Annotated in this window: 24 protein-coding genes and 2 pseudogenes; 16 read left to right on the top strand and 10 right to left on the bottom strand. The window is 68.0% G+C overall.

Going from position 1 to position 26896, the window contains the following annotated elements:
* Nucleotides 1-10 precede the first annotated feature (10 nt).
* Genes trmB through NI1_RS36295 form a run of 3 tightly spaced genes read left to right on the top strand, consistent with a single transcriptional unit; the run spans nt 11 to nt 5264 of the window.
* A complete protein-coding gene (gene trmB / locus NI1_RS36305) occupies nt 11-814 on the top strand; it encodes a tRNA (guanosine(46)-N7)-methyltransferase TrmB (protein ID WP_067830824.1) in 804 nt (267 codons plus the stop codon).
* Nucleotides 811-1560, top strand: a complete 750-nt coding sequence (locus NI1_RS36300) for an NYN domain-containing protein (RefSeq protein ID WP_084524243.1) — start codon at nt 811-813, stop codon at nt 1558-1560. Before trmB ends, NI1_RS36300 begins: the two co-directional genes overlap by 4 nt.
* Nucleotides 1560-5264: an MMPL family transporter gene (locus NI1_RS36295; protein WP_067830821.1), complete on the top strand. Its 3705-nt coding sequence runs from the start codon at nt 1560-1562 to the stop codon at nt 5262-5264. The genes NI1_RS36300 and NI1_RS36295 overlap by 1 nt, the downstream gene beginning before the upstream one ends.
* A gap of 70 nt (nt 5265-5334) precedes the next feature.
* On the opposite strand, the gene NI1_RS36290 is transcribed toward NI1_RS36295, so the two are convergent.
* The 6 genes from NI1_RS36290 to NI1_RS36265 all read right to left on the bottom strand — a co-directional run bounded on the left by NI1_RS36290 (nt 5335) and on the right by NI1_RS36265 (nt 12428).
* On the bottom strand, nt 5335-7482 hold the full coding sequence (locus NI1_RS36290; RefSeq protein WP_245663584.1) for a DUF2339 domain-containing protein: 2148 nt from the start codon (nt 7480-7482) through the stop codon (nt 5335-5337).
* A 96-nt stretch (nt 7483-7578) separates the two neighbouring features.
* A complete protein-coding gene (locus NI1_RS36285; protein WP_067830816.1) occupies nt 7579-8400 on the bottom strand; it encodes an alpha/beta fold hydrolase in 822 nt (273 codons plus the stop codon).
* 117 nt (nt 8401-8517) lie between these two features.
* The gene (locus NI1_RS36280) at nt 8518-9189 is read right to left on the bottom strand and encodes a DUF1707 SHOCT-like domain-containing protein (protein ID WP_067830813.1); all 672 of its coding nucleotides are present in this window, start codon (nt 9187-9189) and stop codon (nt 8518-8520) included.
* Between the two features lie 62 nt (nt 9190-9251).
* Nucleotides 9252-9914: a response regulator gene (locus NI1_RS36275; RefSeq protein WP_067830942.1), complete on the bottom strand. Its 663-nt coding sequence runs from the start codon at nt 9912-9914 to the stop codon at nt 9252-9254.
* 56 nt (nt 9915-9970) lie between these two features.
* Nucleotides 9971-11191, bottom strand: coding sequence for a MacS family sensor histidine kinase (gene macS, locus NI1_RS36270; protein ID WP_067830940.1), 1221 nt, complete (start codon nt 11189-11191; stop codon nt 9971-9973).
* On the bottom strand, nt 11139-12428 hold the full coding sequence (locus NI1_RS36265) for an AI-2E family transporter (RefSeq protein ID WP_084524258.1): 1290 nt from the start codon (nt 12426-12428) through the stop codon (nt 11139-11141). The genes macS and NI1_RS36265 overlap by 53 nt, the downstream gene beginning before the upstream one ends.
* 318 nt (nt 12429-12746) lie before the next feature.
* Between NI1_RS36265 and NI1_RS36260 the strand changes: the two are divergent.
* From NI1_RS36260 to NI1_RS36250, 3 genes and pseudogenes are all read left to right on the top strand, one after another.
* Nucleotides 12747-14264, top strand: a pseudogene (locus tag NI1_RS36260) (adenylate/guanylate cyclase domain-containing protein).
* 4 nt (nt 14265-14268) lie between these two features.
* A complete protein-coding gene (locus NI1_RS36255) occupies nt 14269-15396 on the top strand; it encodes a lysylphosphatidylglycerol synthase transmembrane domain-containing protein (RefSeq protein ID WP_067830806.1) in 1128 nt (375 codons plus the stop codon).
* Between the two features lie 53 nt (nt 15397-15449).
* Nucleotides 15450-15824, top strand: coding sequence for a DUF3054 domain-containing protein (locus NI1_RS36250; RefSeq protein ID WP_067830800.1), 375 nt, complete (start codon nt 15450-15452; stop codon nt 15822-15824).
* Nucleotides 15825-15891: 67 nt separating this feature from the next.
* Here the strand turns inward: NI1_RS36250 and NI1_RS36245 are convergent, their stop codons facing one another.
* Nucleotides 15892-17568 (bottom strand): NTF2-like N-terminal transpeptidase domain-containing protein, encoded by a 1677-nt coding sequence (locus NI1_RS36245; RefSeq protein ID WP_067830938.1) that lies wholly within the window; start codon nt 17566-17568, stop codon nt 15892-15894.
* 338 nt (nt 17569-17906) lie between these two features.
* Here NI1_RS36245 and abmR point away from each other — a divergent pair, with 338 nt between their 5' ends.
* From abmR to NI1_RS36220, 5 genes are all read left to right on the top strand, one after another.
* Nucleotides 17907-18503, top strand: a complete 597-nt coding sequence (gene abmR / locus NI1_RS36240) for an ATP-binding transcription factor AbmR (RefSeq protein WP_067830935.1) — start codon at nt 17907-17909, stop codon at nt 18501-18503.
* A gap of 28 nt (nt 18504-18531) precedes the next feature.
* Nucleotides 18532-18969 (top strand): type II 3-dehydroquinate dehydratase, encoded by a 438-nt coding sequence (aroQ, locus tag NI1_RS36235; protein WP_067830798.1) that lies wholly within the window; start codon nt 18532-18534, stop codon nt 18967-18969.
* A gap of 179 nt (nt 18970-19148) precedes the next feature.
* Nucleotides 19149-20075 carry an ABC transporter ATP-binding protein gene (locus NI1_RS36230; RefSeq protein WP_067830796.1) on the top strand — a complete coding sequence of 309 codons (927 nt, stop codon included), beginning with the start codon at nt 19149-19151 and terminating at the stop codon, nt 20073-20075.
* Nucleotides 20072-20923, top strand: coding sequence for an ABC transporter permease (locus NI1_RS36225; protein WP_067830794.1), 852 nt, complete (start codon nt 20072-20074; stop codon nt 20921-20923). Before NI1_RS36230 ends, NI1_RS36225 begins: the two co-directional genes overlap by 4 nt.
* Nucleotides 20913-21149 (top strand): helix-turn-helix transcriptional regulator, encoded by a 237-nt coding sequence (locus tag NI1_RS36220; RefSeq protein ID WP_067830790.1) that lies wholly within the window; start codon nt 20913-20915, stop codon nt 21147-21149. Before NI1_RS36225 ends, NI1_RS36220 begins: the two co-directional genes overlap by 11 nt.
* A 60-nt stretch (nt 21150-21209) precedes the next feature.
* Here NI1_RS36220 and NI1_RS36215 read toward each other — a convergent pair whose 3' ends face one another.
* Nucleotides 21210-22094 (bottom strand): NAD(P)-dependent oxidoreductase, encoded by an 885-nt coding sequence (locus tag NI1_RS36215; protein WP_067830786.1) that lies wholly within the window; start codon nt 22092-22094, stop codon nt 21210-21212.
* 138 nt (nt 22095-22232) lie between these two features.
* Between NI1_RS36215 and NI1_RS37645 the strand changes: the two are divergent.
* A pseudogene (locus tag NI1_RS37645) lies at nt 22233-22559 on the top strand (winged helix-turn-helix transcriptional regulator); the annotation flags it as partial.
* Between the two features lie 29 nt (nt 22560-22588).
* Here the strand turns inward: NI1_RS37645 and NI1_RS36205 are convergent.
* Nucleotides 22589-23722 (bottom strand): glycerate kinase, encoded by a 1134-nt coding sequence (locus tag NI1_RS36205; protein ID WP_067830775.1) that lies wholly within the window; start codon nt 23720-23722, stop codon nt 22589-22591.
* A 101-nt stretch (nt 23723-23823) separates the two neighbouring features.
* Between NI1_RS36205 and NI1_RS36200 the strand changes: the two genes are divergently transcribed.
* On the top strand, nt 23824-24156 hold the full coding sequence (locus tag NI1_RS36200) for a GNAT family N-acetyltransferase (RefSeq protein WP_067830774.1): 333 nt from the start codon (nt 23824-23826) through the stop codon (nt 24154-24156).
* Nucleotides 24157-24171: 15 nt separating this feature from the next.
* On the opposite strand, the gene NI1_RS36195 is transcribed toward NI1_RS36200, so the two are convergent.
* Nucleotides 24172-24933 carry a lysophospholipid acyltransferase family protein gene (locus tag NI1_RS36195; protein WP_067830773.1) on the bottom strand — a complete coding sequence of 254 codons (762 nt, stop codon included), beginning with the start codon at nt 24931-24933 and terminating at the stop codon, nt 24172-24174.
* Nucleotides 24934-25021: 88 nt separating this feature from the next.
* Between NI1_RS36195 and NI1_RS36190 the strand changes: the two genes are divergently transcribed.
* Genes NI1_RS36190 through NI1_RS36180 form a run of 3 tightly spaced genes read left to right on the top strand, consistent with a single transcriptional unit; the run spans nt 25022 to nt 26895 of the window.
* Nucleotides 25022-25636, top strand: coding sequence for a YqgE/AlgH family protein (locus tag NI1_RS36190; protein WP_439957336.1), 615 nt, complete (start codon nt 25022-25024; stop codon nt 25634-25636).
* Nucleotides 25637-25678: 42 nt separating this feature from the next.
* Nucleotides 25679-26185, top strand: coding sequence for a sigma-70 family RNA polymerase sigma factor (locus NI1_RS36185; RefSeq protein ID WP_067830772.1), 507 nt, complete (start codon nt 25679-25681; stop codon nt 26183-26185).
* Nucleotides 26182-26895 (top strand): anti-sigma factor family protein, encoded by a 714-nt coding sequence (locus NI1_RS36180; protein WP_067830770.1) that lies wholly within the window; start codon nt 26182-26184, stop codon nt 26893-26895. The genes NI1_RS36185 and NI1_RS36180 overlap by 4 nt, the downstream gene beginning before the upstream one ends.
* Nucleotide 26896: the final 1 nt, after the last annotated feature.

Below are 26896 nucleotides of genomic sequence, written 5' to 3'. Positions count from 1 at the left end.
ATACTGGACAATGGACGCCGTGAACGACGCCGCGAACCACACTGCCGAGCCAGTTCCCGGGGCGGGGTCCGCCGGAGCCGCCGGTGACTCCGATCACCCCACCGGGCATCGACTCTTCCCCCGGGTCACCAGTTTCCGCTCCCGCCGCGGCGCCATCTCCGCGACGCAGGAGGCGTCCTGGGATCGGATGTGGCCGGTCATCGGCCGCGACGTGTCCGACGACAAGCTCGATGCCGACGCCTGGTTCGGGCGTCCCGCGCCGCTGATCATCGAGATCGGCTGCGGCACCGGCACCGCGACGGCGGCCATGGCGCAGGCCGAGCCGCAGTTCAATCTGATCGGCATCGAGGTCTATCGCCCGGGTCTGGCCCAGCTGGTGCAGCGGGTGGAACGCGAAGGCATCGACAATATTCGGCTGCTGCGCGGCGATGCCGTGGATGTCCTGGAAAATATGATTGCTCCCGAATCGCTGACGGGTGTCCGAGTGTTCTTCCCGGACCCGTGGCCGAAGGCGCGTCATCACAAGCGGCGGCTGTTGCAGCCGGCCACCCTGTCTTTGATCGCGAGTCGTCTGAAACCGGGCGGCGTGTTGCATGTTGCGACGGACCACGCCGATTACGCGGAGTGGATTGCCGAGGTGGGTAAGGGAGAATCCCAGTTCATCGGCATGAATGAAGCCACCGGCGGTGATCCGGAGGCCTATCGCGAAAACGCACCGATCGGTTTTGAACGCCCGATTACCAAGTTCGAAAGAAAAGGACTCAGCGCGGGCAGCGCCATCACCGAGTTCATTTGGGGGAAGATCGAATCATGAGCGTCAGTGAAATGGCCCGCGAGGTCGCGGATGTTGCCGAAATAATGCACGGCACCTCCTCGTCGGCGGAACTAACGGTCACTCCGGCCCTCGGCGGTACCAATACCGATGTGCGCCGCGTCCTGCTGGTGTGGGATGCGCCGAACCTCGATATGGGCCTCGGCGCCATTCTCGGCGGCCGGCCCACCGCCGCTTACCGCCCGCGCTTCGATGCCCTCGGCCGCTGGCTGCTGGCCCGCACCGCCGAATTGTCGGTCGGCAGCGTCACCCGCGTCGAACCCGAAGCCACCGTTTTCACCAATATCGCGCCCGGCACCGCGGATGTGGTGCGGCCGTGGGTGGAAGCGCTGCGCAATGTCGGCTACGCCGTCTTCGCAAAACCCAAAATCGACGAAGATTCCGACGTCGACAGCGATATGCTGGGCCACATCGAGCTACGCCGCCGCGGCGCGGGGCTGGCCGGCATCATGGTCGCCTCCGCCGATGGACAGGCCTTCCGCGCACCGCTCGAGGAAATCGCCAGTACCGGCGTCCCCGTCCAAGTACTGGGATTCCGCGAGCACGCGAGCTGGGCGGTCACGTCGGATATTCTCGAGTTCATCGACCTCGAGGACATCCCGGGCGTGTTCCGTGAACCCCTGCCCAGGGTCAGCCTCGAGTCGCTGCCCGACGAGGGAGCATGGTTGCAGCCGTTCCGGCCGCTGTCAGCACTGCTCACCTCCCGCCCCGCTCAAGGAGTCGCTTAGTGTTCACCCGCTGGGGCGACCTGGTCTACAAGCTGCGCTACACCGTTCTGGGTGTGATGGTGGCTGCGTTGCTCTCACTCGGCTGGTTCGGGTTGGGGGTAGAGGGCCACCTCAGCTCCAGCGGATGGTTCGATCCGAACTCGGAGTCGACACATGCTGCGGTGCTCAAGGATTCGGTGTACACCCGCGATCACAACAGTGACGTGGTCTTGCTCTACACCGCGCCCGATGGGCAGACCGTCGACGATCCGGCGTGGAATCAGAAGATCATCGACAGCCTGAACGCGCTGCCGCAGCAGTACTCGCAGATCACCAAGGTCAATGTCGCGCCCTGGAAGACCGATACCGGTCAGCAGGTCGCACAGGCCATCAGCCCCGATCGCAAGCACGCCTTCGCGACCGTGGCGCTGAACGGCACCAACGACACCGAGATGCTGGCCGCCTACGCCGCGGTCCAGAACGCCTTCGCCATTCCGGGCGTGACGGTCGAGGTCGGCGGTCTGCAACCGGTCGCCTACACGCTGAACAACACCATCGCCAGCGATGTGAAGCGCATGGAGATGCTGGCGCTGCCCGCGGTCGCGGTGCTGCTGTTCTTCATCTTCGGCGGAATCGTCGCGGCCGCACTGCCGTTGATCATCGGCGGGCTGACCATCATCGCCGCCAACGGCATGATCATGGCGCTGACCAAGTACACCGAGGTGAACTCGTTCGTCTCGGCCGTGGTGTCGATGATCGGCCTGGGCCTGGCCATCGACTACGGCCTGTTCATAGTCAGCCGATTCCGTGAGGAGCTGGCCGAGGGTTACGACACCCGGGCGGCCGTGCGGCGTTCGGTGATGACCGCCGGGCGCACGGTGAGCTCCTCGGCCACCATGATCATCGCGGCCAGCGCGGGCATGCTGCTGTTCCCGCAGGGCTTCCTGAAGTCGGTCGCCTACGGCACCATCGCCGCGGTGCTGCTGGCCATGATCACCTCGCTGACCGTGCTGCCGGCCCTGCTCAGCATTCTGGGTCCGCGCGTGGACAGCTTGAGCCTGAAGTGGATTCGCAAGACCAAGACGGCCGAAGAGGTCGAGGCCGGGTTCTGGGGCAAGCTCACCGCGTGGGTGATGAAGCATCCGCTCAAGGTCGCGATTCCGCTGACCATCGGCTTGCTGCTGCTCATCATTCCGGTGAAGAACCTGCAATTCGGCGGTATCTCGGAAACCTATCTGCCGCCGGACAATCCGGTGCGATTGGCGCAGCAGCACTTCGACGAGACCTTCCCGCTGCGCAAATCGGATCCGGTGCAGCTGGTCATCATCACCGACAACTCCCGGGATATCGGGCCGATCCTGTCGCAGGCGAATCAGGCTCCGGGACTGGTGAAGAACGCCCAGTTCGGCATTCCGGCCAAACCGCCGAACGGCTCCAATGTGTGGGTGTCCGAGGCGACCGTCGAGGACAGCGCGCATCCCGAATCGACCATCAACTATCTGCGGTCGATGGAGGTGCCGGACGGCGCCGAAGTCATGGTCACCGGGCAACCCGCCATGCAGATGGACAGCCTCGACACGCTGCTCGATCGCATGCCGTGGATGATCGGCATCGTCCTGCTGGTCACCACCATCCTGATGTTCCTGACCTTCGGGTCGCTGGTGCTGCCGTTGAAGGCCGCGCTCATGAGCGCGCTCGGGCTGGGATCCACGCTCGGCATCCTGACCTGGATCTTCATCGACGGTCACGGCGCGACCCTGCTGAACTTCACCCCGCAGCCGATCACCGCGCCGGTGCTGGTGCTGATCATCGCGATCATCTACGGCCTATCGGTGGACTACGAGGTATTCCTCTTGTCCCGCATGGTCGAAGCGCGCACGCAGGGGGCGAGCACCACCGAGGCGGTGCGAGCGGGTACGGCTCAGACCGGTCGCATCATCACCGCGGCCGCTTTGATCCTGCTCGTGGTGACCGGCGCCTTCGCCTTCTCCGATCTGGTGATGATGCAGTACATCGCGTACGGCATGGTGGCGGCGCTGTTCATCGACGCGACCGTGCTGCGCATGCTGCTGGTGCCCGCGACCATGAAGCTGCTCGGTGACGACTGCTGGTGGGCGCCGGCCTGGATGAAGAAGATCCAGCAGAAGATCGGGCTCGGCGAACCCATCCTCGACGATGAACGCCCCGGCGGCGGTGAAGTGGTCGACCTGGTCAAGACCACCCCCGTCACCGACCCGGTCACCATGCAGATCCCCATGCTGGCCGACGGCACCACCCCCGCCCGCCCGGCGCGCAAGCCGCGCCCGGTGCGCACGGTGGACGCCGACAGCGAAGCGCCGACCCAGCGGATCGCCGATGCGGCGCCGACCGTCCCGGTGATCTCCGCGACCACCCCGCCACCGCCGCCCCCCGAAACCCCTTCCGGCCCTACCGGATTCGGTTCCTCCCCCGGCAATTCGCCGACCACGGGCTTCGCGGGCGGCAACGGCACCGGCTTCGGCGCTCCCACCAGCCGCACGGCCGATACCGTCCTCGGCGCCACCCCGGACCGCCCGACCGGTACCGGATTCGGTTCCACCGCAGCCGGTTCGGCCAGCACCGGCTTCGGTACCACGTCCGGTGACGCAGCCACCGCCAGCTTCGGCGGTGCCACAGCAACCGGGTTCGGTAACACCACCGGCGATGCAGCCACCGCCAGTTTCGGCGGTGCCACACCGACCAGCTTCGGTAACACCACCGGCGATGCAGCCACCACCAGCTTCGGCGGTGCCACACCGACCAGCTTCGCTAACACCACCGGCGACGCAGCCACCACCAACTTCGGCGGTGCCACAGCAACCGGGTTCGGTTCCACGGCCGGCGACTCAGCGGCCGGCGATCGCACGAACGACGGGGCCTTCACGCCGTCCGGATTGAGCACCGGCGGCGCGGGTCGCCCGGCTCCTGAGACCCCGGACGCAGCCGCTACTCGCGGTGGCGACGGCGCGTTCGCTCCCGAAGCCAACCCGCCGAAGCCGCTGCCGTCGATCTCGCAGCCGGTTTCGCCCGCACCGCAACAGGATTCGTCCGAGACTCCGAAGCCGGTGGGCGCGGAGCGGGTGCTGCCGCCGCCGTCGATGAAGGTGCCGCCGCATCCGGCGACGCGGGCGCAGCTCTACCAGCCGAATCCGCCCGCCGCCGAAGGTCAGGCCCCGCCGCCCGCGCCGAATCGGTATCCGAACCAGGCGCCGGCTCCCGCACCGGCACCGAACCGGGCCCCGGTATCGAACCAGGGACAGGCACCCAGCCAGGCTCCCGGATCGAACCAAGGCCAGGCGTTCACCCAGGCACCCGGATCGAACCAAGGCCAGGCGTTCACCCAGGCACCCGGATCGAACCAAGGCCAGGCGTTCACCCAGGCACCCGGATCGAACCAAGATGCGGCATCGAACCAGGGTTCGGTATCGAATCAGGCTCCGGTTTTCGATCGGGGTCCGGCGCCGAGCCCGGAACCGGCCGCTGCACCGGAGGCGGAAGCGCCTGCGCCCGAGCATCAGCCGACTCACCACTCCGCCGAGGACGCGGCCCAGGGTGGCGGGCGGAGCAACAATATCGAGCAGTGGATGTCGGATCTCCGGTCCGCGCGCCGCCGTCCCGAGAAGACCGACGACGAGGGCAAACACCGTGGTGGTGAAGGCCGCACGGTGAGCGTGAACGAACTGCTCCGGCGCCAGAACCACGACTGAGCCTCGTCCGAATCACACGCGAAAGACCCGGCTGGAATCTCCAGCCGGGTCTTTCGTTTGCCGATGCCGGTCAGTGCGAAGACGCCTGCGGGTCGGCGGCTTCGGCGAAGGCCCGCGCGTAGCGGGTACCGGCCACCAGCAGCAGCACGCCGACGACCAGGAAGGCCGCGGCCCGGACCAGCCCGTCGAGGGTGGCCAGGTCGAACAGGAAGAGCTTGGCCAGCGCGGCGGCCGTGAGCAGCAGACCGGCGGCCAGGGATGCCTTGGCGGACTGCGGGGTTCGGGAGAGCCGGCGCAGACCGTAGAGCAACGCGGTGGTGGCCGTGACCATCCAGGCGACGGTGGCGATGCCGTGTCCCGCCAGGAAGCCGTCCGGATTGCCGGTGGCGACACCGAGCGAGACCGACAGCGTCGTAACGGCGTACAGCCCGGCCACGCCGCCGACCACAGAGATCGCGACGATATCGGATTCCCTGTTCGCCAGCCCCAGACGGCGGGCGCACCAGAAGGCGGTGGCCAGTGCCGACAGGGCGGCGATCGCCGAGAGAGCGGTCGAAATGCCCAGGTCCGCGCGCGCATTCACCTTCTCGGCGAGCATGGCCGGGGTGGCATTGTTCAGGAAAACCATGCCGCCGAGCACGGTGAACGCCGCGCCGAGGCCCGCGGCCACCCGCGAGCGCTGCTGCCCGCCGACCGCCAGGAATGCGATGGCGACCAGGAACAAGGCGATCGGCAAGGTCTGCACGGTGGTGACACCGAGGCAGGCTTCCAGCAGCGCGCAAGCCCCCGCGACCACCGACACCGCCGCCAGATGGGCCGGAATCCGCACCAGCCCAGCAAGTTTCGGCACCCAGGGCAGCGCGGCGACGGTGAGCAGCACCACCGCGAACCCACCCGAAACGAGCGCACCGGTGTGCGTCTGGAACAGCGTGGGCGCGGCCAGCAGCGGCACGGTCGCCGCACCGAAGGTGAGGCTCACGGTGCGGTCGCCCGGCCGACGCCGTACCACCAGCACGGCGCCGATCAAACCGACCGCGGCCACCGCGATCGCAGCGGCCAGCACCTGGTTGCGTTCGGTCGCGGTCGAAGCATCCAGAGCGGTGAAGACGACCGCGACGAAGGTGGCCAAGGCGGCCGGAACAGTGCGGACGATATGCAAGTACGGCCAATCACGCACCAATTGCACAGGGAGAGCGGCAATCTGAAGCACGATCAGGAAAGCGAGCAACGCCATCTCGGTGGTGACCGCCGGCGATAGCAATGCCGCCCCGAGCATCACCAGCACCGCCAGAGCCTGCGACCGCCACTGCAACGCCAGCGCCACCCCACCGGCCGCGATTCCCAGCGCAACTGCATACCCCACAACAGGATTCAGCCAGCCATAGAACGCGGTGACCGCGACGACATCGAGGTATCCCCCAGCGATACCCGTAGCCGCCAGCGCAATCGCCCCCACCTGCCCCCCGGCCCGCCCGTGCACCCGCGCGGCGACAGCCACCAGCGCCCCCGAGAAGGCCGCTCCGGCAAGCACTCTCGGCACCGGCCCGAAGAACCCCGCCTGGGCCGCCAGCACCAGCAGCATCACCACACCGATCAACGTGACCCCCACCCCGGCCACCGCCAGCAGTCGGCTGATCACGCCCTCCCGCTGCCACCACGGCGTCCGCCCCGGCACCTTTCGCCGAGCCGAAACCGGCGGCACAGCACCGTAATTCATCGTATTCACGCCGGTCACACCAGCATTCACCCGATAGCGGGGATCCACCCCCACTCCCGGCATCCAGGCCCCCGGCGGGGGAGTAGGCATCCATCCGGCAGGCTGCGGCCGACCCGCAACCGGCGTCGCAGCAGGCCCGCCCCACCCGCCCCCGGCCGGCGGCACCGGTCCCGCCGAGTTTCCCGGCTGCGCACCGGCAGGCATCGCACCGGAATGTCCGGTACCGGCGGATGTGCCGACGGGTGGAATCGAGCCGGTCGGCGTTGCTCCCGGCTGGGCCGGTCCGGCCGGGCCCGCGGCGAAAGGCGTCCAGGCTGCCGGGCGCGCCGAACCGCCCGCCTCCGGAACGGGAGCGGGCGGGGCGGCGTGGCGGGTGTTTTCGGCTACGACCTGATCGCGCAGTACATCGAGATCACGGCCGAGCACGCTCATGGTCTGGCTGAGCGACGTGAATTCGGTCGACAGCCGTGCGATCAAGCGGGGATCGAGGGCGGTATTCATGCTGGTCATCCTGTCCGCCGGGGATGGGCGGGGGGATGAGTAGAAACACCCGGGTGGTGGTCGATTCCTACCTGAATCGAGCAGGTAGGCCCGCGTTCAGGCGGATCGGGCGGCCGCGGCGCGGGCGATGGTGGAGCGGATGGCGGCGGTGACGCGGTCGGGGGTTTCGAGCATCGGGACGTGGCCGACGCCGTCGAGGTGGTGGACCTCGCGGGTGGGGGTGGTGGTGAGCGGGGCGTAGAGGTGGGGCGGGAGGACTCGGTCGTATTCGGGCATGAGGATGGTGACCGGGATGGAGAGGGAGTCGAGGGCGGTGAAGCCGGCGGGGAGGCCGGGGTCGTGAGCCAGGTCGTCGATGATCAGGCAGTTGGTGGCGGCGGCGGCCATGAGTTTGGCCAGGCGATGGTCGACGGTGGCCGGGCGATGAGCCAGTAGCGGAAGCAGCAGGCTGCGGATCATGGACGGCATGGCCGAGGGGCGGGCGCTGTCGATGCCGACCAGCGGGCCGAGGGCGCGGAAGCGGCGGATGAGGGCGGCCGCGGAGGTGGGGTCGGCCCAGAGGCCGGCGGGGGCGACGGCGGTGACGGAGCGGGCACGGCCGCGCGCGGCCAGTTCGAGGGCGAGCCAGCCGCCCAGCGAGTTACCCGCGATATGGGCTGTGTCCCAACCGGTTTCGTCCAGCAGTGTCTCGACGTAGTCGGCCAGGGAGGAGACGGTGGCGGGGTGTTGCGGGGCGGGGCCGCCCCAGTGCCCGGGGAGGGTGGCGGCGAGGATGTCGTGATCGGTGGCCAGGTCGTCGAGTACCGGGAGCCAGGACTGCCAGGTGAGAACCACGCCGTGCAGGAGCAACAGCGGCTCGCCCTGCCCGGTCCGGTGCCAGGGTGCCGGAATCGAGCTTGCCGTGAGGTCCTCCACCATGAGCGTGACGATACCTGGCCGGACCCGGTGTCGCGGTAGCCGATTCACGTGAGATCTGCTACCCACCCGATGCGACCGAGTTCACAAGCGCGGCAAGCGATTACCGGCGGTGTCCGGTCACGCTCCGTTGAGGAAGCGCTTCCAGTGGGTGCCGAAGGGGTGCTTGGCGGTGACCGAGCCGAAGCGCAGCTGCCCGTGCACGACCAGGTGCAGCGGCCCGATCGGCGGACCGGTGCGCACCTTGTTGTTGATGCTCGATCCGATCAGGTTCAGATTGTTCAGGTCCACGGTGGCCTCGGCCGGCACCACCAGGGTGAGGGAGCTGAGGTTGCTGTCGACCCGGATCTCGACCACCTGGGTGGACATGATGGCCTGGGTGAAGTCCAGGGTCACGCCCGAGAGTGTGTTCTCGAGCTGCAAGACCGGCGGCACCTGCCAGGGGCCTTTGCGTTCGACGCCGGACAGGAAGGCGCGGACCACATTCGACGATGCGGCTACCGGCGCTACCCGCTGCGAGGGCACGAACCGCGGCGGCCCGGCGGCGGGCTGGCCGATTAGCCGGACGCCGGGCAGGTCGACCAGTACGGCATTGAGCTCGCCGCGGGTCTTGGCCGCCAATGCGGTGTCCATGCGTTCGGTGAATTCTCCCAGCGACAGCATGCCCAGCCCGACCGCACGCTGTAGTAACCGTCCGACGTGTTCGCGTTCGACATCCGATACCCGTAGATCGCGGTCGCCGATAACGGCGGCGCCGGTCTCGAGGCCGGAAACAGATTCAGGACCTCCCATGCTTTCGAGGTTAGCGAGCGGCGGACCGGATTCGCATCAGGGCAATCCCTGAACTCCGGCCCCTACTCGAGCCCCTGTTCGATGGCGTAGCGGGTCAATTCGACGCGATTGCCGAGCTGGAGTTTGCGCAGCGTGGATTGCACATGGTTCTCCACGGTGCGATGACTCAGGCTCATGCGGGTCGCGATCTGCTTGGCGGACAACCCTTTCGCCACCATGCGCAGCACCTCGGTCTCGCGCTCGGTGAGCGCCGGCCGATGCGGTTCGTCGCGTTCGGGCGGGGCGCTGGCGATGCGCCGGTATTCCCCGAGCACCAGCCCCGCCAGTCCGGGCGTGAACACGGCCTGCCCGGCGGCGGTGGCGCGCACGGCGTCCACGAGTTCGGTGGCCGAGGCGCTCTTCACCAGATATCCGATGGCCCCGGCCTTGATGGCGTCCAGCACATCGTCGCGTTCGGCGGAGGCGGACAGCACCAGTACCCGGCTGCGCGGGGAGACCCGCAGCACTTCGGCGGTGGCGTCGGCCCCGTTGCCGTCGGGCAACTGCATATCCATCAGCACGACGGCGGGCTGCACCGCGGCCGCGCGCCGCCCGGCCGCGGCCACCCCGTCCGCCGTGGCGACCACGTCGAAGCCCTGTTCGGCCAGGTCCCGGGCCACGCCTTCACGCCAGATCGGATGGTCGTCGACCACCATGATCGAAATCCGCTCGTCCGTCTCGGACATCAGCACCTCCAGCCGTCGTCTCATATTGTCGCCCCGCACCCGGCGGGCATCCCGGGTCAGGTGCGCGGGATGCGGAATTCCCATTCGGCCCCGGAGCTCTCCTCGTCGTCCCCGGCGGCCTCGGCTTCGAAGAGCAGCGCCGCCGCTCCCCCGATAGCGGCGATGCGCCCGACGATGGAGCGCGAAACCCCCATCCGCCCTTGGGTTTCGGCTTCGGCGAGCCGGCCCGGGCGAATCCCCGGGCCGTCGTCACGAATGCTGATGATCAGCTCGTCGCCGGTATCCTCCAGCAGCACATAGGCTTTCGCGCCCGGTCCGGCGTGCTGGACCACATTGGCGAGCGCGGCCGCGACCGCCGCCGCGGCCTCGCGTGCCGCCCAGCGCCCCAGCGGAACCGGTTCGCCGGGCGTGGAGACGAACACCGAGGGCGTGGCCTGCGCGGTCAGCAGCGGCCGCAGATCCTCTTCCGCGCCGCCGGTCTCGGCCCGCCCGCCCTGTTCGGAGATGAGCACCCGCAGCGCCACCTCCTGCTCCCCCGCGCGCTGTGCGAGTTCCTCTGTCGGACCGCCTATTTCACCGCCGCGCCGCTTGATATAGCTCAGCACCTGAAGCACCCCGTCGTGCACCTCGCGGGCCAGCCGTTCCCGCTCCTCGGCGGCGGCGGTCAGCCGCACCGCGCGTTGCAGCTGCTCCTGGGCTCGCCGGGCGGTATTGGCCGCGAGCCCGATGGCCAGGCCGACCGAGACCAGCACCGGTACGGTGGCATCGCGCCAGACGTCGAAGCCCCATTGCGAGCGCGCGGTGAGAATCGCCGCGGCGATGAGTATTCCGGAGCTGACGCCGCCGAACGGCCCCCACAGAATGGCCGCCGACATGACGGCGTTCGCGGCCCAGAGCGTGGTGGGCAGGGTCTGGTGCCCGTGGTACCAGTCGTACTCCGAGACCAGCCGGGTGGCGAAGACCAGCAGGATGACGACGAGATGGTCGCCGAGCACCACGATGGTCCGCACCCGCTTCAGATGGCGAATCCGCCACTGCGACAACAACAGTGCCGAAGCCCCCGACCACACGGCCATCAGCGCGATGAACACCCAGCTGAGCCGCTGATTGCTGTAGTGCGATACCGAAGCGAACTGCTGCCCGATCGCATAGATCAGCGTGACCAGCCGGAATGCCTGGGCCGCCCGCCACAGCGGGGCCGTGGCGGCATCGTCGGAGTCGGGTTCAGTCCTCGTCGTCACCGGCGTCGCCCGCCACGGGAGGGGTCGCGGCGGCATCCTCCGGCTCGGTGCCGCCGGTCGCGGCGGGCTTGCCGTCGGTGACGTATTTCCTTGCCGCGGCGGTACTTCCGACCTCGGTGACCTTGCCGCTGGCCGCGGCGGGCACCGGCACCTGATAGCGCGCCGGGTCCGGGTCGTCGTCGGGTTCCGCGCTGAACATGGGCTGATGCGGATCCCCGGTGTGCAGGTCCTGGTACAGCTCGTCCGGCGAATCGGCCAGCAGCGACCGGATGGCGGTATTGAGCACCGCCACGAACGGCACCGCGAGCAGACCGCCGGCGATACCCGCGAGCACCACCCCGGCGGTGATCGCCAGCACCACCGCCAGCGGATGGATTCGCACCGCCCGCCCGAGCAGCAGCGGTTGCAGCACATGACCTTCCAGCTGCATGATCGCCACCGTGATGCCCAGCACGATCAGCGCCGTGACCAGGCCCTTGGTCATGAGGGCGATGAACACCGCCACCGAGCCCGCGATGAACGAGCCGATGATCGGGATGAACGCGCCGATGAACACCAGCGAGGCCAGCGGAAGCGCCAGCGGCACATTGAGAATGGCCAGCCCCGCGCCGATGCCGATGGCATCCACCGCCGCCACCATGACGGTGGCCCGCACGAATCCCGTCAGCGTCCCGAAGCCAAGTTTCCCGGCGGTGCGCACCTTTTCGCGCTGCGCGCTGGGAATGATGTTGGTGATGAACGCCCAGATCTGATCCCCGCCGTAGAGGAAGAAGATCAGGATGAACAGCGTCAGGAACGTCCCGGTCAGGAATTCGCCGATCACCGTGGCGGTGGTGAGCGCTCCGCTGGTCAGCGTGTCCTGGTTGTTCTCGATGGTCTTGACGATGGTGTCGCCCGCATTGCGAATCTGCTCGTTGCTCATGTGCAGCGGCCCGTTGATCAGCCAGTCCTGCACCTGATGCACCGAGGTCTTGAACTCGTCCGACAGCTGCGGCACACCGGTGACGAACTGTTCGACCACGAAGGTCATCACCCCGGCGAGCAGCCCGAGCGACCCCATCAGGGCCACGAACACCCCGATCGAGCGCGGCACGCCCAGCCGTTGCATGAGATCCACCAGCGGCGCCAGCAAGGCCGCGCCGAGCAGCGCGATGGAGAGCGGAATGGTGACGGTGGACAGGCGCTGCGCCAGATAGGCGACGGCCAGTACCGCGGCGAGGATCAGCAGCAGCCGCCACGACCACTCGGCGGACTTGCGGACGAGCGGATGCACGGAGTCGGAGTCCGGGCGCCCTTTCTCGTTCGGCTTGCCGGTTGATAAAGCCCCCGCGTCCTCGCTCACGAGCCCGAGCCTACTGTGCGAAACCCGGCTTTTCGCCGCGCTCGGTGCGCAGGTCGTTTGCCGGAGCCGGTAGCCGATCTCGCGAGGTCCGCGGTGACTCGCCGGGGATGCCCCGAATCGGGTTGGCGCCCAAGCGCGGGCACGGGTGCGCGCCGGTGACCGGTTCCCGGTTGCGCGCGGATGTCCCGCAGCGGCGGGGGAGCTAGATTGGTGGGCGTGTCAGCGCCCTTGGAAGCGGTCAAACAGACCATGCGAACCCGCTGGCCGCTGTACCTCGCTTCGATGCTCGCGGCCAACGCGTTCGGTGCTGTCCTGGTGTGGGCTTTCATCCAGTACGGCCTGCCGGTTCCGGAGGGCCAGACCAGCGCGACGCAGCAGACCGGGCTGCTGATTCCCGGCATCACCTTCATCGTGGCCGGCCTGCTGAGCCTGACCGCGTCGGCCCTGATGCTGCGCCCGGTGATGCGCTGGCAGTTGCGCGGCGGCCCGCCCAGCCGCCAGGAGCAGATGGCCGCGCTGCACGCCCCGCTGCGGCAGTCGATCGTGCACCTGGTGCTGTGGATTCTGGGCGGCAGCGTGCTGGCCTCGCTGATCATCGTGCGCACCCCCGAGCTGGCGGCGGCGGTGATCGTGACCGAATGTATGGCCGCCACCATCGTTTTCGGCTTCACCTACATGCTGGGCGAGCGGATTCTGCGCCCGGTCGCCGCCGAGGCGCTCACGGTCGGCGCCTTCGATCACACCCTGACCCCGGGCGTCGGCACCCGGATGGCGATGACCTGGGGCATGGGCACCTTCGCCCCCGTGATCGCCATCGTGCTGTTGTGCGTCACCCAGATTTCCGCGCGCGTGCAGTTCTCCGCGCAGTCGCTGGCGGTCTCGATTCTGTTGTTGTGCGGCGTCGTCATCATGCAGGCGCTGGCGCTTTCCATGCTGACCGCGTCGAGTATTTCCGATCCGGTGCGCCAGCTCAGCCAGGCCATCGATCGTGTGCAGGAGGGCGCGCGGGATGTGCAGGTGGAGGTTTTCGACGGTTCCGAAATAGGGCTGCTGCAAGTTGGCTTCAACCGAATGATGGGCGAAGCGGCCAAGCGTCGCGAACTCCAGGAATTGTTCGGTCAGCATGTCGGCGAGGAGGTGGCGCGCCGGGCTTTGGAATACGGCACCGAACTCGGTGGTGAAACCCGGTTCGTGGCGGTGTTGTTCGTGGATATGGTCGGTTCGACGGCCACCGCCGCGGAACGCCCGCCGACCGAAGTGGTCAGTCTGCTCAATGAGTTCTTTCGCGTCGTGGTGGATGTCATCGACCGGCACCACGGATTGATCAACAAATTCATGGGCGATGCCGCATTGGCCATCTTCGGCGCGCCACTGGATCGCCCGGACGCGCCGACCGCGGCCCTGTCCGCCGCCCGTGAGCTGCGCGAAGCCCTCAAGGAGGTGCCTGGGCTGGATATCGGAATGGGCGTCTCGGCGGGGCTGGCGGTGGCGGGCAATATCGGCGCCGCGAATCGTTTCGAGTACACCGTGATCGGCGATCCGGTGAACGAGGCGTAACGATTGACCGAACTGGCGAAGGAACAGCCGGGCCGGGTGCTGGCCTCCAGCAGCGCGCTGTATTTCGCCGACGAGTCCGAACAACGCCATTGGCGCACCGGCGACGAGGTACAACTGCGTGGTCGCCGCCGTAAAACCCGCTTGGCCTGGCCGAAGGAATCCCCCGAGGAGTCGGGTGCAGACGAGGCGGCGGCCAGTTCGTTAGGCTGACGACGTGACGGCCCATGGTGATCTGGACGGCGAACCCGCGCCGCCCACTGATAACTCGCGCCGTAGCAGGTTCTGGTGGGCCAAATGGGTGCTCGGCGCGGCGCTGCTGATTTCCGAAGGCGCATATCTGTATCCGCGCCTGGCCGATTCCTGGAAGAACCTGACCGAAATCCATTGGGGATGGGTGGCCGCCTGTATCTGGATGCAGGCGGTTTCGATGAGCGGATACGGCCGCATTCAGAAACAGCTGCTGCACGCCGGGGGCGTGGATGTCTCGCAGCGCAAATCGGTTTCGGTGGTGTACGGCTCGACCGGGATGGCCCTGACGCTGCCCGCCGGGCAGGTGTTCTCCACCGCCTTCACCTATCGGCAGACCCGGCGCTGGGGCGCGAGCCCGCTGGTGGCGTCCTGGCAGCTGGTCATGTCGGGGGTGGTGGCGGCGGCCGGGCTGGCGCTGCTGGGCCTGTTCGGCGCGGTGCTGGCCGGGGACCGGATCGGGCCGACCAAGGTGATCCTGACGCTGGGCGCGGTGGCGCTGCTGGTGTGGGCGGGCAATTACGTCTCGAATCATCCCGGCGGGGTGGAGGGGCTGCTGCGCCGAATCCTGCGGCTGGTCAACCGGATTCGGCACCGGCCCGCCGAGGCGGGCATGGACAAGGTCGGCGAGGTGCTGGCCCAGCTGGAGTCGGTGGATCTGGGCAAGCGGGACGGCGCCTGGGTCACGCTGTGGGCGCTGGTGCATCGGCTCGCGGATGTGGCCTGCCTGGGCGCGGCCTGTTACGCGGTCGGCGCGGAGCCGCGGCTGGCCGGGCTGATGCTGGTGTTCGCGGCCGGAAAGGCGGTCGGCACCATTCCGCTGGCGCCGGGCGGCATCGTCTATGTGGATGCCACGCTGATCTATTCGCTCACCGCGGTGGCCGGGCTGCCGGCCGCGCAGGCGGTGGCGGCGGCCTTCCTCTACCGGCTGGTCAGCTTCATCATGGTGGCGATCGTCGGCTGGATCGTCTTCCTGTTCCTGTTCCGGAAGCCTCAGGCCGGGGACACCGAGCTGGAAAAGGAGTTCGAACAGCGCAATTCGCTGGCGGTCGAACGCCGCCGGCCGAACGCCCCGCCCGATCCCGCCGCGAGCTGACCGGACCGGGTGTCCTGCACAGCGGGCCGGGACCGGCCGATTACCCTGTGCCCGTGAAGAAACTGGTGCCGTTCGTCGTCGATGCCATCCTGGTGATCGTGTTCTGCGCGATCGGCCGCCGCAGTCACAACGAGGACGTCACCGGATTGCTGCGCACCCTCTGGCCCTTCGCCACCGGCCTGGTGCTGGGCTGGGTGATCGCGGTGGCGGTCGCCGCGGGGCGCGAGGGGGCTTCCGCCGCAAAGCGTTTCGACGGCCGCAGACTGTGGCCGACCGGCGTCATCATCTGGGTCAGCACCCTGGTGGCCGGGATGCTGTTGCGCGTGGTCTCGGGGCAGGGCATCGCCTTCAGCTTCATCATCGTCGCGTCCAGCGTGCTCGCCCTGTTCCTGCTCGGCTGGCGCGCGGCCATGAAAGCCCTGCGCTGAGCACTCCCCCTGCCGAACGAATGGGCCCCGTCCGGGTAGGACGGGGCCCATTCACGTTCGGTCCCAGCTAATCCGGCGTCGCCAGGGATTGCATCAACCTGGCCGCCATGCGGGCGGTCATATCCCCGGAATCCACATCGTCGATGTGAATGGCGAAGGCCAGGTCACCCATGGTGGCGATGAGCCAGCCGTTGTTGCCGGCGGTGGCGGAGATGGCCTGCACACCCGCGTAGCGCGTCAGCGACGCCAGTTCGGGTGCGGCGGAACCCTCCCGGAGCAGGGTGCGTACCCGGTCGGTGACATCGCCCGGCATGGCGGGGGTGTCGGCCTCGGTCTTCGCCGGGCTGCCGATCACCATCATGGGCTTGGGTACCTGACCGTTGGCGATGGCCGCCGCCGCGATCGCCATCCCCCACGGGCTGGCCAGCAGTGAATCACCCGCATTGCCGCGGCTCACGGTCTCCGCGCCGTTCTTGCCGGCGGGCAGCCGTCCGGTGGTCTCGTCCAGGCCGGGCACCTGGAAGTCGAGCCCGACGCCGAGCATGGTCGCCGCTTCGGCCGCATCGTTGACCGAGACATCCTGCGGCGCTTTGTGTTTGGCCACCGCGGCCATGTTCTTGAACAGCTCGATCATGCCGCCGACCGGATACAGCCCGGTGAAGGCGACCGACCCGTGCGCACTGGCCTGGCTGTTCTGCGCGGCGGCCACCAGCGCCCCCGAGGACGGCTGGATGGCCACGATGGAGGCGGGCGTGCCGACGCTCACCACGGCATCCTCGGTGGCGCGCTGCAACCGCTGATCCATGGTGGCGGCGATATCGGGTCCGGGCGGGCCCTGCTCACCGGCGAGCTGGGTGACGAACTTGCCGTCCGGGTCGAAGAGCTGCACGCCCCAGCCCGCACGCTGATCGTTGTTGTCCTGCCACACTTTTCGCAGCGCGTCGAGCATGGGCGACCAGACGCGGCGGTCGGCGGAGATGAGCCGGGGCTGCTTCTCCAGCACCACGCCGGGGATGGGCGCCAGCCGCGACTCCAGGATCGCGAAGTCACCCTCGCGCAGTTGCACGGCCGTGATGGCCTTGCCCTGCGCCGCCGATACCTGTTGCACCAGGCTGGGTCCGGTGATGAGCGGCGCCACCGGTTCGATGGCGTCGGCCAGCGCGTTGGACGAACCGACCAGGTCGCCGGTCTTGCTCGGGTCCAGCTTCACCACATTGATGACCTGCTCGGTCATCAGCGGCGCGCCGACGATGTCGTTGACCTTGGGCGAGGGCTGGGCATAGGTGCGCACCAGCTTGACATTGCGTTTCGAGTCCAGCTGCGGCATGACCAGAGCCGGATCCCACGAGATGCGCCAGCCGACACTGAGTTTGCGCACGGTGCCCTGGAGATCGTATTTCCAGTTCTTCTTGTCCCCGAAGTTCCAGGCGCCGGTCATGCTGAACAGCCCGGTGCTGCCGTCGAGTCCGATGAACTGGGTCATCTCGTAGTCCGGCTTACCCGGATCGAGCCCCTCGAAGACTTGCTTCAACGTTGCCGAGGCGCCGCTCGGATAGGACGTCAGCCGCGCCGCGCCCTCGTAGTCCTTTTTGTCGAGCAGGGTGGTGAAGCGTTCCACCACGGCTTCCGCCCCGCCCGCTCGTTCCCGAAAAGAGCATGACCCCATCGCGATCGCAATCGCGGCTACTGCCGCGAGCGCGATCGTGCCGCGCACCCGGAAGCGGCGGGATCCCCACACATCCATATCGCCCACTCTTCACTCTTGCCACATCAGCAACGGGACCACGGTACCGCGTGTCGAAGCCTCGCGGTTCCACCTTTCCACCAGGCGTACTAGCACTGAGCACCACCATAGTGCCGAAATCGGCCAGGAGGGACCACTTACATGATCACCGGTCGGTTACGGGGCCTGGCGTATTCGAGCCAATGCAGACCGGTTGGCCTCTACTGCTGACAGCACTCGCCGCCGGTCCCGCCGATTCGGGCGAACCCCGTTCTCCGAGAGCGGAACCCAGGTGCCCGAATTCGACGTAACGTTGTAATCAGTATTACAACTCCATGCAGTTAGTGAGTGTGACCAACATGAGACACGGACATCGTGGACACGGATTCGGTCGCCCCGGCGGCTGGCAGCAAGCCGACCTTCCGGACGCGGCAGACGCACCCGACTGGTTCGCTGGAAGGTTGCCCGCCGACTGGTTCACCGGGCCCGCAACCCTCGACATCGATCGCGACGAAATCGTCGTCATCGGCGAACTCCCCATCCCCGCACCCGAATCCGCCGGCGACGACGCGCAGGACCAGGTCACCGGCGAAGTCCCCGCCGCCACCCGCGAGGGGCTCATCGCCCGCTTCCGGGAATCCACCCGCCCGGCCCGCATGCAGATCGCCCAGGAGGCGCAGGCCCGCTACCAGCGCAATGTGGCGTGGGGCGTGTCGGTCGGCGGTGAGCGAATCATGTTCACCCACCTGGCCGTTCCGGTCATGACGCGATTGCGCCAGCCCGAACGCAAGGTCCTGGACACCCTCGTCGACGCCGGCGTGGCGCGCTCCCGGTCCGACGCGCTGGCCTGGACGGTCAAGCTGGCGGGCAAGCACGCCGAGGAGTGGTTGGCGGAATTGCGCACCGCCATGAGCAAAGTCGACGATCTGCGCGCCGAGGGGCCGCGCGGGCTCTGAACCGCAAGCCTCCGGCTAGGCTCGGCGCATGGCTGATACCGGTCCGATTCTCGTGCTCAACGGCCCGAACCTGAACATGCTCGGCACCCGACAGCCCGAGGTGTACGGCGCGGACACCCTCGACGATGTGGTCGAACTGTGCCGCAAGACCGCGGCGCGGTTCGGTCGCGAGGCCGATGCCTTCCAGTCCAATCACGAAGGGGCGCTGATCGACCGGATCCACGCGGCGCGCGGGTTCGCGTCGGGGATCGTCATCAACCCGGGTGGATTGACGCACACCTCGGTGGCATTGCGGGACGCACTGGTGATTCCGGAGGTGCCGATCGTCGAGGTGCACATCAGCAATGTGCATGCGCGCGAGGAGTTCCGGCATCACTCCTATGTCTCGCCGATCGCGACGGCGGTGATCGCGGGCATGGGGATCCAGGGCTACGCGGCCGCGGTCGAGTTCCTCTGCACGCGCTGAGCAGAAGTCGACAGCGGCCCCGGGACCCCAGGTCCCGGGGCCGCCTGCTTTTTCGGAGCCCAGGCCCGCGACCGTCAGGTCGCGGGCCTTTCCATTCCCCCCGGTAAACAGCTTGTTCGCGTCGAAATGTAGTAGGTATGCTACATCTCATCGGGTTTTCACTACCTAGGGGCGGACATATGACTGTCGGCGAAGGCATCGTGCTCGACGTCGAAGAGCTGCGGATGCGATACGGCGCCCGGGATGTACTGCAAGAGGTCACCTTCCGGGCGCACCAGGGCGAGGTACTGGTTCTGCTGGGACCCAACGGCGCGGGCAAGACCACTACCATCGAAATCCTCGAAGGCTTCCGGATGCGCTCCGACGGGCGGGTGACCGTGCTCGGCACCGACCCCGCGCACGGTGACGAAGCCTGGCGCGCCCGCATCGGCGTGGTGCTGCAATCTTGGCGCGATCACGGCAAATGGCGGGTGCGCGAACTGCTCGAATACACCGGCAGCTTCTATGCCCCGTACTCCACCGAAACCCTCCGGCGCCCTTGGGACACCGACGAACTCATCGCCACCGTCGGCCTCACCGAACACGCGAACGCCAAGGTCATGTCGCTCTCGGGCGGCCAGCGCCGGCGTCTCGACGTCGCCATCGGCATTGTCGGCCGGCCCGAATTGCTGTTCCTGGACGAGCCGACCGCGGGCTTCGATCCACAGGCCCGCCGCGAATTCCACGATCTGGTGCACCGGCTGGCCGACGACGAGCAGACCACCATCCTGCTCACCACCCACGACCTGGACGAGGCCGAGAAGCTGGCCGACCGGATTCTGATTCTGGCGGGCGGCCGCATCATCGCCGACGGCTCCGCCGATCAGCTCTCCCGGCGCATCGCCGGTGAGGCCGAAGTGAAATGGACCCGGGACGGGCAGCGCTTCGTGCATGCCACCACCGAATCGACCAAGTTCGTCTACGGGCTGTTCCAGCAGTACGGCGACGCTATCGGCGAGCTCGAAGTGCGGCGGGCCTCGCTCGAGGACACCTATATGACGCTGGTGCAACGCTACGAATCCGGACAGGGCGAGGCCGATGTCCGCAGCCTGGAGGAGGTCCGATGAATCCGACGGCGGTCGCGGTCAAGGCCGGGCTCCGGCGCGGGCTGATCGAACTGCGGCAGACCATGACCACCGGTATGGATCTGTTCGCGCAATTCTTCTGGCCGGTGCTCACTCTGGTGGCGCTGTATTTCATGCGCGACGGCAAGTACGAGGGCAGCGGCTTCGGGCTGGGCGCACTGGCGCTGCCCGGTGTGCTCGGCATGACGCTGGCCTTCACCGGCACCCTCGGCATCGCGCAATATCTCGCCCTGGAGCGCGAGGACGGAACCCTGTTGCGCGCCAAGGCGACTCCCAACGGGATGGTCGGCTACCTGGTCGGCAAGATCACGCTCTCCTCCGCGCTGACCCTCATCCAGGTGGTGGCGCTGCTGGCCTTCGGCGCGGCGGTGGTCGGCGGGGTGCACCTGGATTCGGCCGGCGCGTGGGCCACACTGATCGGCGTGATGGTGCTGGGATTGCTGGCGACGCTGCCTCTGGGCGCGGTGGTCGGGTCGGTCTTCGAGAGCCCGCGCAGTATCGGGTTCATCTCCTTCCCCATCATGGGGCTGGTGGCCATCTCCGGAATCTTCTATCCGATCACCGCACTGCCCGGCTGGCTACAGGCGGTCGGGCAGGTGTTCCCGATCTATTGGCTGGGTCTGGGGATGCGCTCGGCGCTGCTGCCCGATGATGCGGTGGCGGTCGAACTGGGACAGTCCTGGCGGGTCTGGGAAACCCTTGCGGTGCTGGGTGTTTGGACCGTGGCCGGACTGCTGCTCGCGCCGATCGTGCTGCGGCGGATGGCGCGCCGGGAGTCCGGGTCGCGGGTGGCGGCACGGCGCGAGAAGGCTATGCAGCGTGCCTACTGAAGTTCTGTACAACCGGATCGCCATGTTGCGGGCCGAGCGCGGCATCTCCCGGCGGGAGCTGGCGGCAGCGCTCGGCGTGCACTATCAGACGGTCGGCTATCTGGAGCGCGGCGAATACAGCCCGAGCCTGCACCTGGCGCTGCGGCTCGCGCAGTACTTCGAAGTGCCGGTGGAGATCATCTTCTCTACCGCACCCTTCCCGCGCATCGGCTCCGAAACAGCCTGAGCCACAAACTTTTACGCAATCCCGCCCGCCGCTGTAGCGACGGACCGGGTGCTGCCGGAATCATGCGCGGGCCGACTCGCCCCGCATGAGCGTGAAAGTCGAAACCGCCGTTCCCGCTGCCTCGGAAGCGGCAATGGCCCTGCGCCAGAATGCTTGTGCGGTCCGCGAGAGGGTAGCGTCCACACCGACTTCCGCGCTGGCGTCGATGATGTGCTGCGCGCCCGCGTCCATCATCTTCAGGCTCGCCAGGTCGGCCCAGCCGCCCGCCTGGTTCGCCACCGAGAACTGCTCCATGAAGTACGGGAACGCCGCGCTCGAGCGCACCGCGAACGGCACGAACCGGGCGATATCGTGCCCGGAGCGCGCGATCATGGCCGTCGCCTGATCGAAGGCCAGCAGCCAGGGATGGAAGATGGTCAGCAAACCCTGGTAGAAGACCTGCGCCAGACCGTCATCCGCGCCCAGGTACTCCTGCGGGCTGAGCGGGCGCAGCAGCGTGGCGTGCGCGTCGAACACCTCGCGCGCTCCGCTGTAGAAAATGTACGAGGCCGGATGCTCGATATCGTCGCCCGCCGACATCACCCCGCCGGAGACGAATTCCGCACCGTGCGAACGGATCCAGGCCCCGCCCGCGCGCGCCTGCTCCGGTGAATCCGAGGACAGGTTGAACACGACCTTGCCCTTCAGCTGATCGGCGACCGGCCCGAGCACGTCGTACATGGCGGCGTAGTGGGTCAGGCTCAGCACGATGACCTGATTGGCGGCGATGGCATCGGCCGGGCTCGCGGCCTTCTGCGCCCCCACCTCGGCGACCATCTCATCGGCCTTGCCGGCGCTGCGATTCCACACCGTGACCTCGACCCCGGCCTTGCGAAACGCCCGCACCATCGACTTGCCCATCGGGCCCAGGCCGACGACGGTGACGGAATGCTGCTGCTCAGACATGATGTGCCCTTCGATTTCGTAACTGTGGATGGTGTCGGCGCCGAAATCGATGGTGGTCGCACCCGATAGGTTCGGGAAGAACGCACGTTCGAGTTCGGTTGCTTACCCGAAGGTTCGAAATCTGGTCAGGAGGTCGCGATGCAGCTCGACGGTGACACGGATCACCACGTGTGCGGTATGTCCCTCGCCATCGACGCGGTCGGCGGCAAGTGGAAGATGCATCTCATGTGGGTGCTCGGCGCGGGCACCCGGCGCTTCGGCGAAATCCGCCGGGCCCTTACCGGCGTCAGCGAGAAGGTGCTGGCGGAAAACCTCCGTCAGATGGAGGCCACCGGCATCGTGCATCGCGAGATCTACCCGGAAATCCCACCGCGCGTGGAGTATTCGCTCACGCCTCTGGGCCGTGAACTCGAAACCGCCCTGCGCCCGCTGGAAGCCTGGGGCGACCGCAACCGCCGCGTCCTCACCGATCCTCCCCTCGTCCCGCCGGGCCGTCAGCCGGCCGCGATGCCTTCGCCTACGAGTTCCAGCAGTGCGGCGGCGTTCGCGATGGAGCGGGCGGGGTCGGGTTCCAGCTCGGAAAGGGCATAGGCGGCATCGAATCCGGCTGCTCGGACCTGGCCGGGAGTGAGCTGGATGCGACCGGCGACCGCGACCACCGGCACTCCGGCGCGGCGTGCGGCTTCGGCAACGCCCGTGGGGGCCTTGCCGTTCAGGCTCTGAGCGTCGAGGGAGCCTTCACCGGTGACGACCAGATCCGCCCCGGTCAGCTGAGCCGGGAAATCCACCAGGTCGAGCACCACCTCGATACCCGATCGCGCGGTCGCGCCGAGCACCGCCATCGCGCCGAATCCGGTGCCGCCCGCCGCCCCCGCGCCCGGCTTCTCCGCCCATTCCGGACCGATCAGCTGCGCCCAATCAGCCAGCGCCGCATCGAGTTCCCGCACCTGTTCGGGAGTCGCACCCTTCTGCGGACCGTAGACGGCGGCCGCTCCGTCCGTTCCGAGCAGCGGGTTGTCCACATCGCTGGCCAGGGTGAATCGCGTCGACGCCAGGGCCGGGTGCAGGTGGCTGCGATCCACCCGCACGGCGCGGCCCAATTCCCCACCGCCGTGCGGCAATTCACGGTTCTCCGCATCGAGTATCCGCAGGCCGAGCGCTTGCAGCAGGCCGGCGCCGCCGTCGGTGGAGGCGCTCCCGCCGAGGCCGAGCACGATATCGCGCACACCCCGATCGAGGGCATGTGCGATGACCACACCCAGCCCGTAGGTACCGGCGCGCAGCGGCTCCTGCTGTCCGCCGGGCAGTTTCACCAGACCGACCACGGCGGCGAGTTCGATCACCGCCGTGGCTTCCGCCCCGGGCCGGGTTGGGCGGAGCGCGTAGGCGGTGGATACCGGTTGGCCGGTCGGGCCGGGCGCGTGCAACGGCACGCGCTGCCAGCCCGCCGCGAGGAAGGCGTCCACGGTTCCGTCACCGCCGTCGGCGACCGGCAGCTGCCGGATCTCGGTGCCGGGCGCCACCCGGGTGATGCCCGCGGCCAGCGCCGACGCCACCTCGGCGGCGGTCAGCGAACCCTTGAATTTGTCCGGGGCGAGGATGATCCGGCGGGCGGGGGCGTTCGTCACCCGTCCAGTGTGAAGATCGATTGCCGACTTCGCGACACGCCCGAGCTGCGGGAATGGGAATACGGACAAATGGGCAGCGCGGGCGGGTTAGCGTCGTGGGCATGTCGAGAGAGACGAGTGGGTCGATCGAGGTCCGCAAGAACACCGCGCTGGATCGGTTCGAGCTGTACGTCGACGGGCAGGACGCCGGGGTGGCGCAGTATCAGGACACGGCCAACGAGCGCGCCTTCGTGCACACCGAGATCTATCCGCAGTTCGAGGGACTGGGATACGGGCGCAAGCTGGTGCAGGGCGCGCTCGATCAGACCCTCGCCGAGGGATTCGGGATCCTGCCACTGTGCCCGATGGTGCACCACTTCGTGGAATCGCGGCCGGACTATCTCTCGCACGTGCCGCAATGGTCGCGCGAACGGCTGAATCTGCCGCAGCAATAGCCCCTTTCGACGGGGTCAGTAGGCGGCGACGGCCCCGTCGAGCGCGATCTGCAATTCGTCGCGGACGATCCGGGTGATCTCGGCGGGCTTGGTGGGCAGGCCCTCGACCGGGACGCCGAAGTAGAAGCTGGCCGAGCGCGCCTCCTCCTTGGTGGGCTCCACCTCGGGGTCGGGGCGCGGGCCGTAGCTCAGGCCCAGGCTCACCAGCGCCGGGTCCGCGCCGAGCTTCTTGGCCCGGAAGGCGATGTGCCCGATGCCCGTTCCCACCGTCTGCACCTGGGTGGGGTCCACGTCGTTACAGGTGCCCTCGGGAAACACCGCGATCCCGTCCCCGCGCGCCATCCGCTCGGCGCACACGTCGATCATCCGCTGCCCGGCCGCGTTGACCGCGCGAATCCCGTGGTCCTTGCCGCGGAACACCGGGATCCCGCCCATCATGTCGATGCGCCCGCGCTGCTTGTCCTCCAGGAACAGCTCGTCCTTGGCCAGCACCCGGGTCCGCCCGATCACCGGCCGCAGCACGCTGCCCCACGCGGCGGCGGCCACGGTGTACGGATCCAATTGCGAGAGATGGTTGATCGAGATGAGCAACGGCTTCTTACGGGAGATCAACTCACGCAACTTCTCCCGGGCTCCGGGCGCGTAGCTGATCCGCGGCCGGTAGCGGCGGCCCAGCAGCCAGTAGGCTCCGCGCGCCTTCAGCAGCTGCTGCTGATGATCGCGATAGAAGTCGTACACGGCGTCGCTGTTCTTGAGGACCACCTCGGGTCGTTCCATAGCGCCACCCTAGCTACGACACGGCGCATTTGGGCAGTCGGGAAATTAAGCCGGGCAATCGGTGAGCGGCAGTGCGATGATGGGCTGCGTGGCACGCGCAGAGGAACACGGTGACCGTTCTCGACGCGAATTCCGGCACGAGGACCAGGTGGTACGTCCTGGGACTCTGCTTGTGTCCGCGACCGACCTGACCGAGCCCGCCTTCCGGCGCTCCGTCGTCTACATCATCGAGCACAATGACGCGGGCAGTCTCGGCGTGGTGCTCAACCGCCCCAGCGAGACTCCCGTCGAGGACGTGCTCCCGAACTGGGCCGACCTGGCCGCCGAACCCGATGTGCTGTTCCTCGGCGGACCGGTGAAACGCGATGCGGCGCTGTGCCTGGCCACCGTCAAGGTCGGCACCTCGTTCCAGGGCACGAAGGGGCTCAGACGCGTGGACGGTCGTGTCGCCCTGGTGGATCTGGACTCCGATCCGGAGCGGATCGCACCGCTCATCGAGGGCCTGCGCGTCTTCGCCGGATACGCCGGCTGGACCTTCGGGCAACTGGAAGGCGAAATGGATCGCGGCGATTGGATCGTGCTCTCCGCGCTCCCCACCGATCCGTTGGCAGGCCGGACCGATCTCTGGGCGCAGGTGCTGCGCCGGCAACCGCTGCCGCTGTCGCTGCTCGCCACGCATCCGATCGAGTTGGAACGGAACTGAACCGCCGGCACGGTTGTGTCGTGAAATGGTCGGAGGTAACCGATGCCCGACGACCAGGCGGCGCTGCTGCGTGTGCTGTACGAAGAACACGCGGCCGCGCTGTGGCGGTACACGTACGGCCTGGTGGGCGATCCGGGCCGGGCGGAAGACATCGTGCAGGAAGCGCTCTTGCGGGCCTGGCAGCGGCCGAATGTGCTCGATCAGTCCACCACCTCGGCGCGGGCCTGGTTGTTCACGGTGGCGCGGAATCTGGCCGTGGACGAGCATCGCAGCGCGCGTAGCCGGCGGGAGTTCCGCACCGATCGTCCGCCGGAGGTGCCCGAGCCGGATCGCACGGATCGAGCCCTCGACGGCTGGCTGGTGGCCGATGCCCTGGCGCGGTTGAGCATCGATCACCGTGATGTCATAGTCCGCGCCTACTACCGGGGCCTGTCCACGCATCAGATCGCGGAGGAGCTGGAGATCCCGGAGGGCACGGTGAAATCCCGCATGCACTACGGCATGCGGGCACTACGACTGGTGTTGCAGGAGATGGGGGTGACGAGATGATCGAGAGCCACGAATTGTGCGATGGCTACACCACCTGGGACGGCGCGTATGTGCTCGGCGCTCTCGCCCGCGAGGATCGCCGCGAATACGAAGAGCATCTGGCGGGCTGCGAGCACTGCCGGACCGCGGTGAGCAAACTCGCCGGGCTGCCCGGCCTGCTGTCGTTGGTCGACGGAGATACGGCGCTTTCCATTGCGGCGCAGGAGGATCCGCCGGAAACGGTGCCGCCGCCACCGACGGACCTGTTGCCCCGGCTGGCCGATCAGGCACGAAAACGCGAGCGGCGCAGGCGTTTCTGGTCGCTGGGCGGTGCACTGACCGCCGCCGCGGCCGCCGTGGCCATCGCGGTGCCGGTGACCGCCACCGTGGCGGCGCGCGAACCCGTCGCGGTGCAGCAGGTGGTGGCCGAGGGCGCGCTGCGCCCGGAGGCGGAGACGCCGATCACCGCGACCTTCAAGCTGATCGCGGTGAACGGTGAGACCCGGGTGGACATGCGGTGCGCCTACCCGCCCGCCGATTACGAGTACTACTGGAAGCTGGAACTGTGGGTGGTGCGGGCCGACGGCACCCAATCCAAGCTGTCGGAGTGGACGGCCGAACCCGGTGAGGTCTACACCCCGGACGGCACCACCTCGGCCGAACCGGCCGAGGTGAAGGCGGTACAGGTCCGCAATGCGAGCGGAAAGGTATTGCTCGCCGCGAACCTGTGAT

The sequence above is a fragment of the Nocardia inohanensis NBRC 100128 genome, from assembly GCF_001612945.1.
GTDB classification, from domain to species: domain Bacteria; phylum Actinomycetota; class Actinomycetes; order Mycobacteriales; family Mycobacteriaceae; genus Nocardia; species Nocardia inohanensis.
Note: the sequence above shows the minus strand (reverse complement) of the source record. Positions and strands in the feature narration are given on the sequence as shown.

Bases quoted from the DNA above. Each gene is read 5' to 3' on its own strand.
- NI1_RS36290 (WP_245663584.1), bottom strand. From the start codon at position 7,482: ATGAATACCGCCCTCGATCCCCGCTTGATCGCACGGCTGTCGACCGAA.
- NI1_RS36225 (WP_067830794.1), top strand. From the start codon at position 20,072: ATGAATCCGACGGCGGTCGCGGTCAAGGCCGGGCTCCGGCGCGGGCTG.
- NI1_RS36300 (WP_084524243.1), top strand. From the start codon at position 811: ATGAGCGTCAGTGAAATGGCCCGCGAGGTCGCGGATGTTGCCGAAATA.
- NI1_RS36280 (WP_067830813.1), bottom strand. From the start codon at position 9,189: ATGGGAGGTCCTGAATCTGTTTCCGGCCTCGAGACCGGCGCCGCCGTT.
- macS (WP_067830940.1), bottom strand. From the start codon at position 11,191: ATGCCGCCGCGACCCCTCCCGTGGCGGGCGACGCCGGTGACGACGAGG.
- NI1_RS36215 (WP_067830786.1), bottom strand. From the start codon at position 22,094: ATGTCTGAGCAGCAGCATTCCGTCACCGTCGTCGGCCTGGGCCCGATG.
- NI1_RS36180 (WP_067830770.1), top strand. From the start codon at position 26,182: ATGATCGAGAGCCACGAATTGTGCGATGGCTACACCACCTGGGACGGC.
- NI1_RS36185 (WP_067830772.1), top strand. From the start codon at position 25,679: ATGCCCGACGACCAGGCGGCGCTGCTGCGTGTGCTGTACGAAGAACAC.
- aroQ (WP_067830798.1), top strand. From the start codon at position 18,532: ATGGCTGATACCGGTCCGATTCTCGTGCTCAACGGCCCGAACCTGAAC.
- NI1_RS36245 (WP_067830938.1), bottom strand. From the start codon at position 17,568: ATGGATGTGTGGGGATCCCGCCGCTTCCGGGTGCGCGGCACGATCGCG.
- trmB (WP_067830824.1), top strand. From the start codon at position 11: ATGGACGCCGTGAACGACGCCGCGAACCACACTGCCGAGCCAGTTCCC.
- NI1_RS36275 (WP_067830942.1), bottom strand. From the start codon at position 9,914: ATGTCCGAGACGGACGAGCGGATTTCGATCATGGTGGTCGACGACCAT.
- NI1_RS36230 (WP_067830796.1), top strand. From the start codon at position 19,149: ATGACTGTCGGCGAAGGCATCGTGCTCGACGTCGAAGAGCTGCGGATG.
- NI1_RS36285 (WP_067830816.1), bottom strand. From the start codon at position 8,400: ATGGTGGAGGACCTCACGGCAAGCTCGATTCCGGCACCCTGGCACCGG.
- abmR (WP_067830935.1), top strand. From the start codon at position 17,907: ATGAGACACGGACATCGTGGACACGGATTCGGTCGCCCCGGCGGCTGG.
- NI1_RS36195 (WP_067830773.1), bottom strand. From the start codon at position 24,933: ATGGAACGACCCGAGGTGGTCCTCAAGAACAGCGACGCCGTGTACGAC.
- NI1_RS36200 (WP_067830774.1), top strand. From the start codon at position 23,824: ATGTCGAGAGAGACGAGTGGGTCGATCGAGGTCCGCAAGAACACCGCG.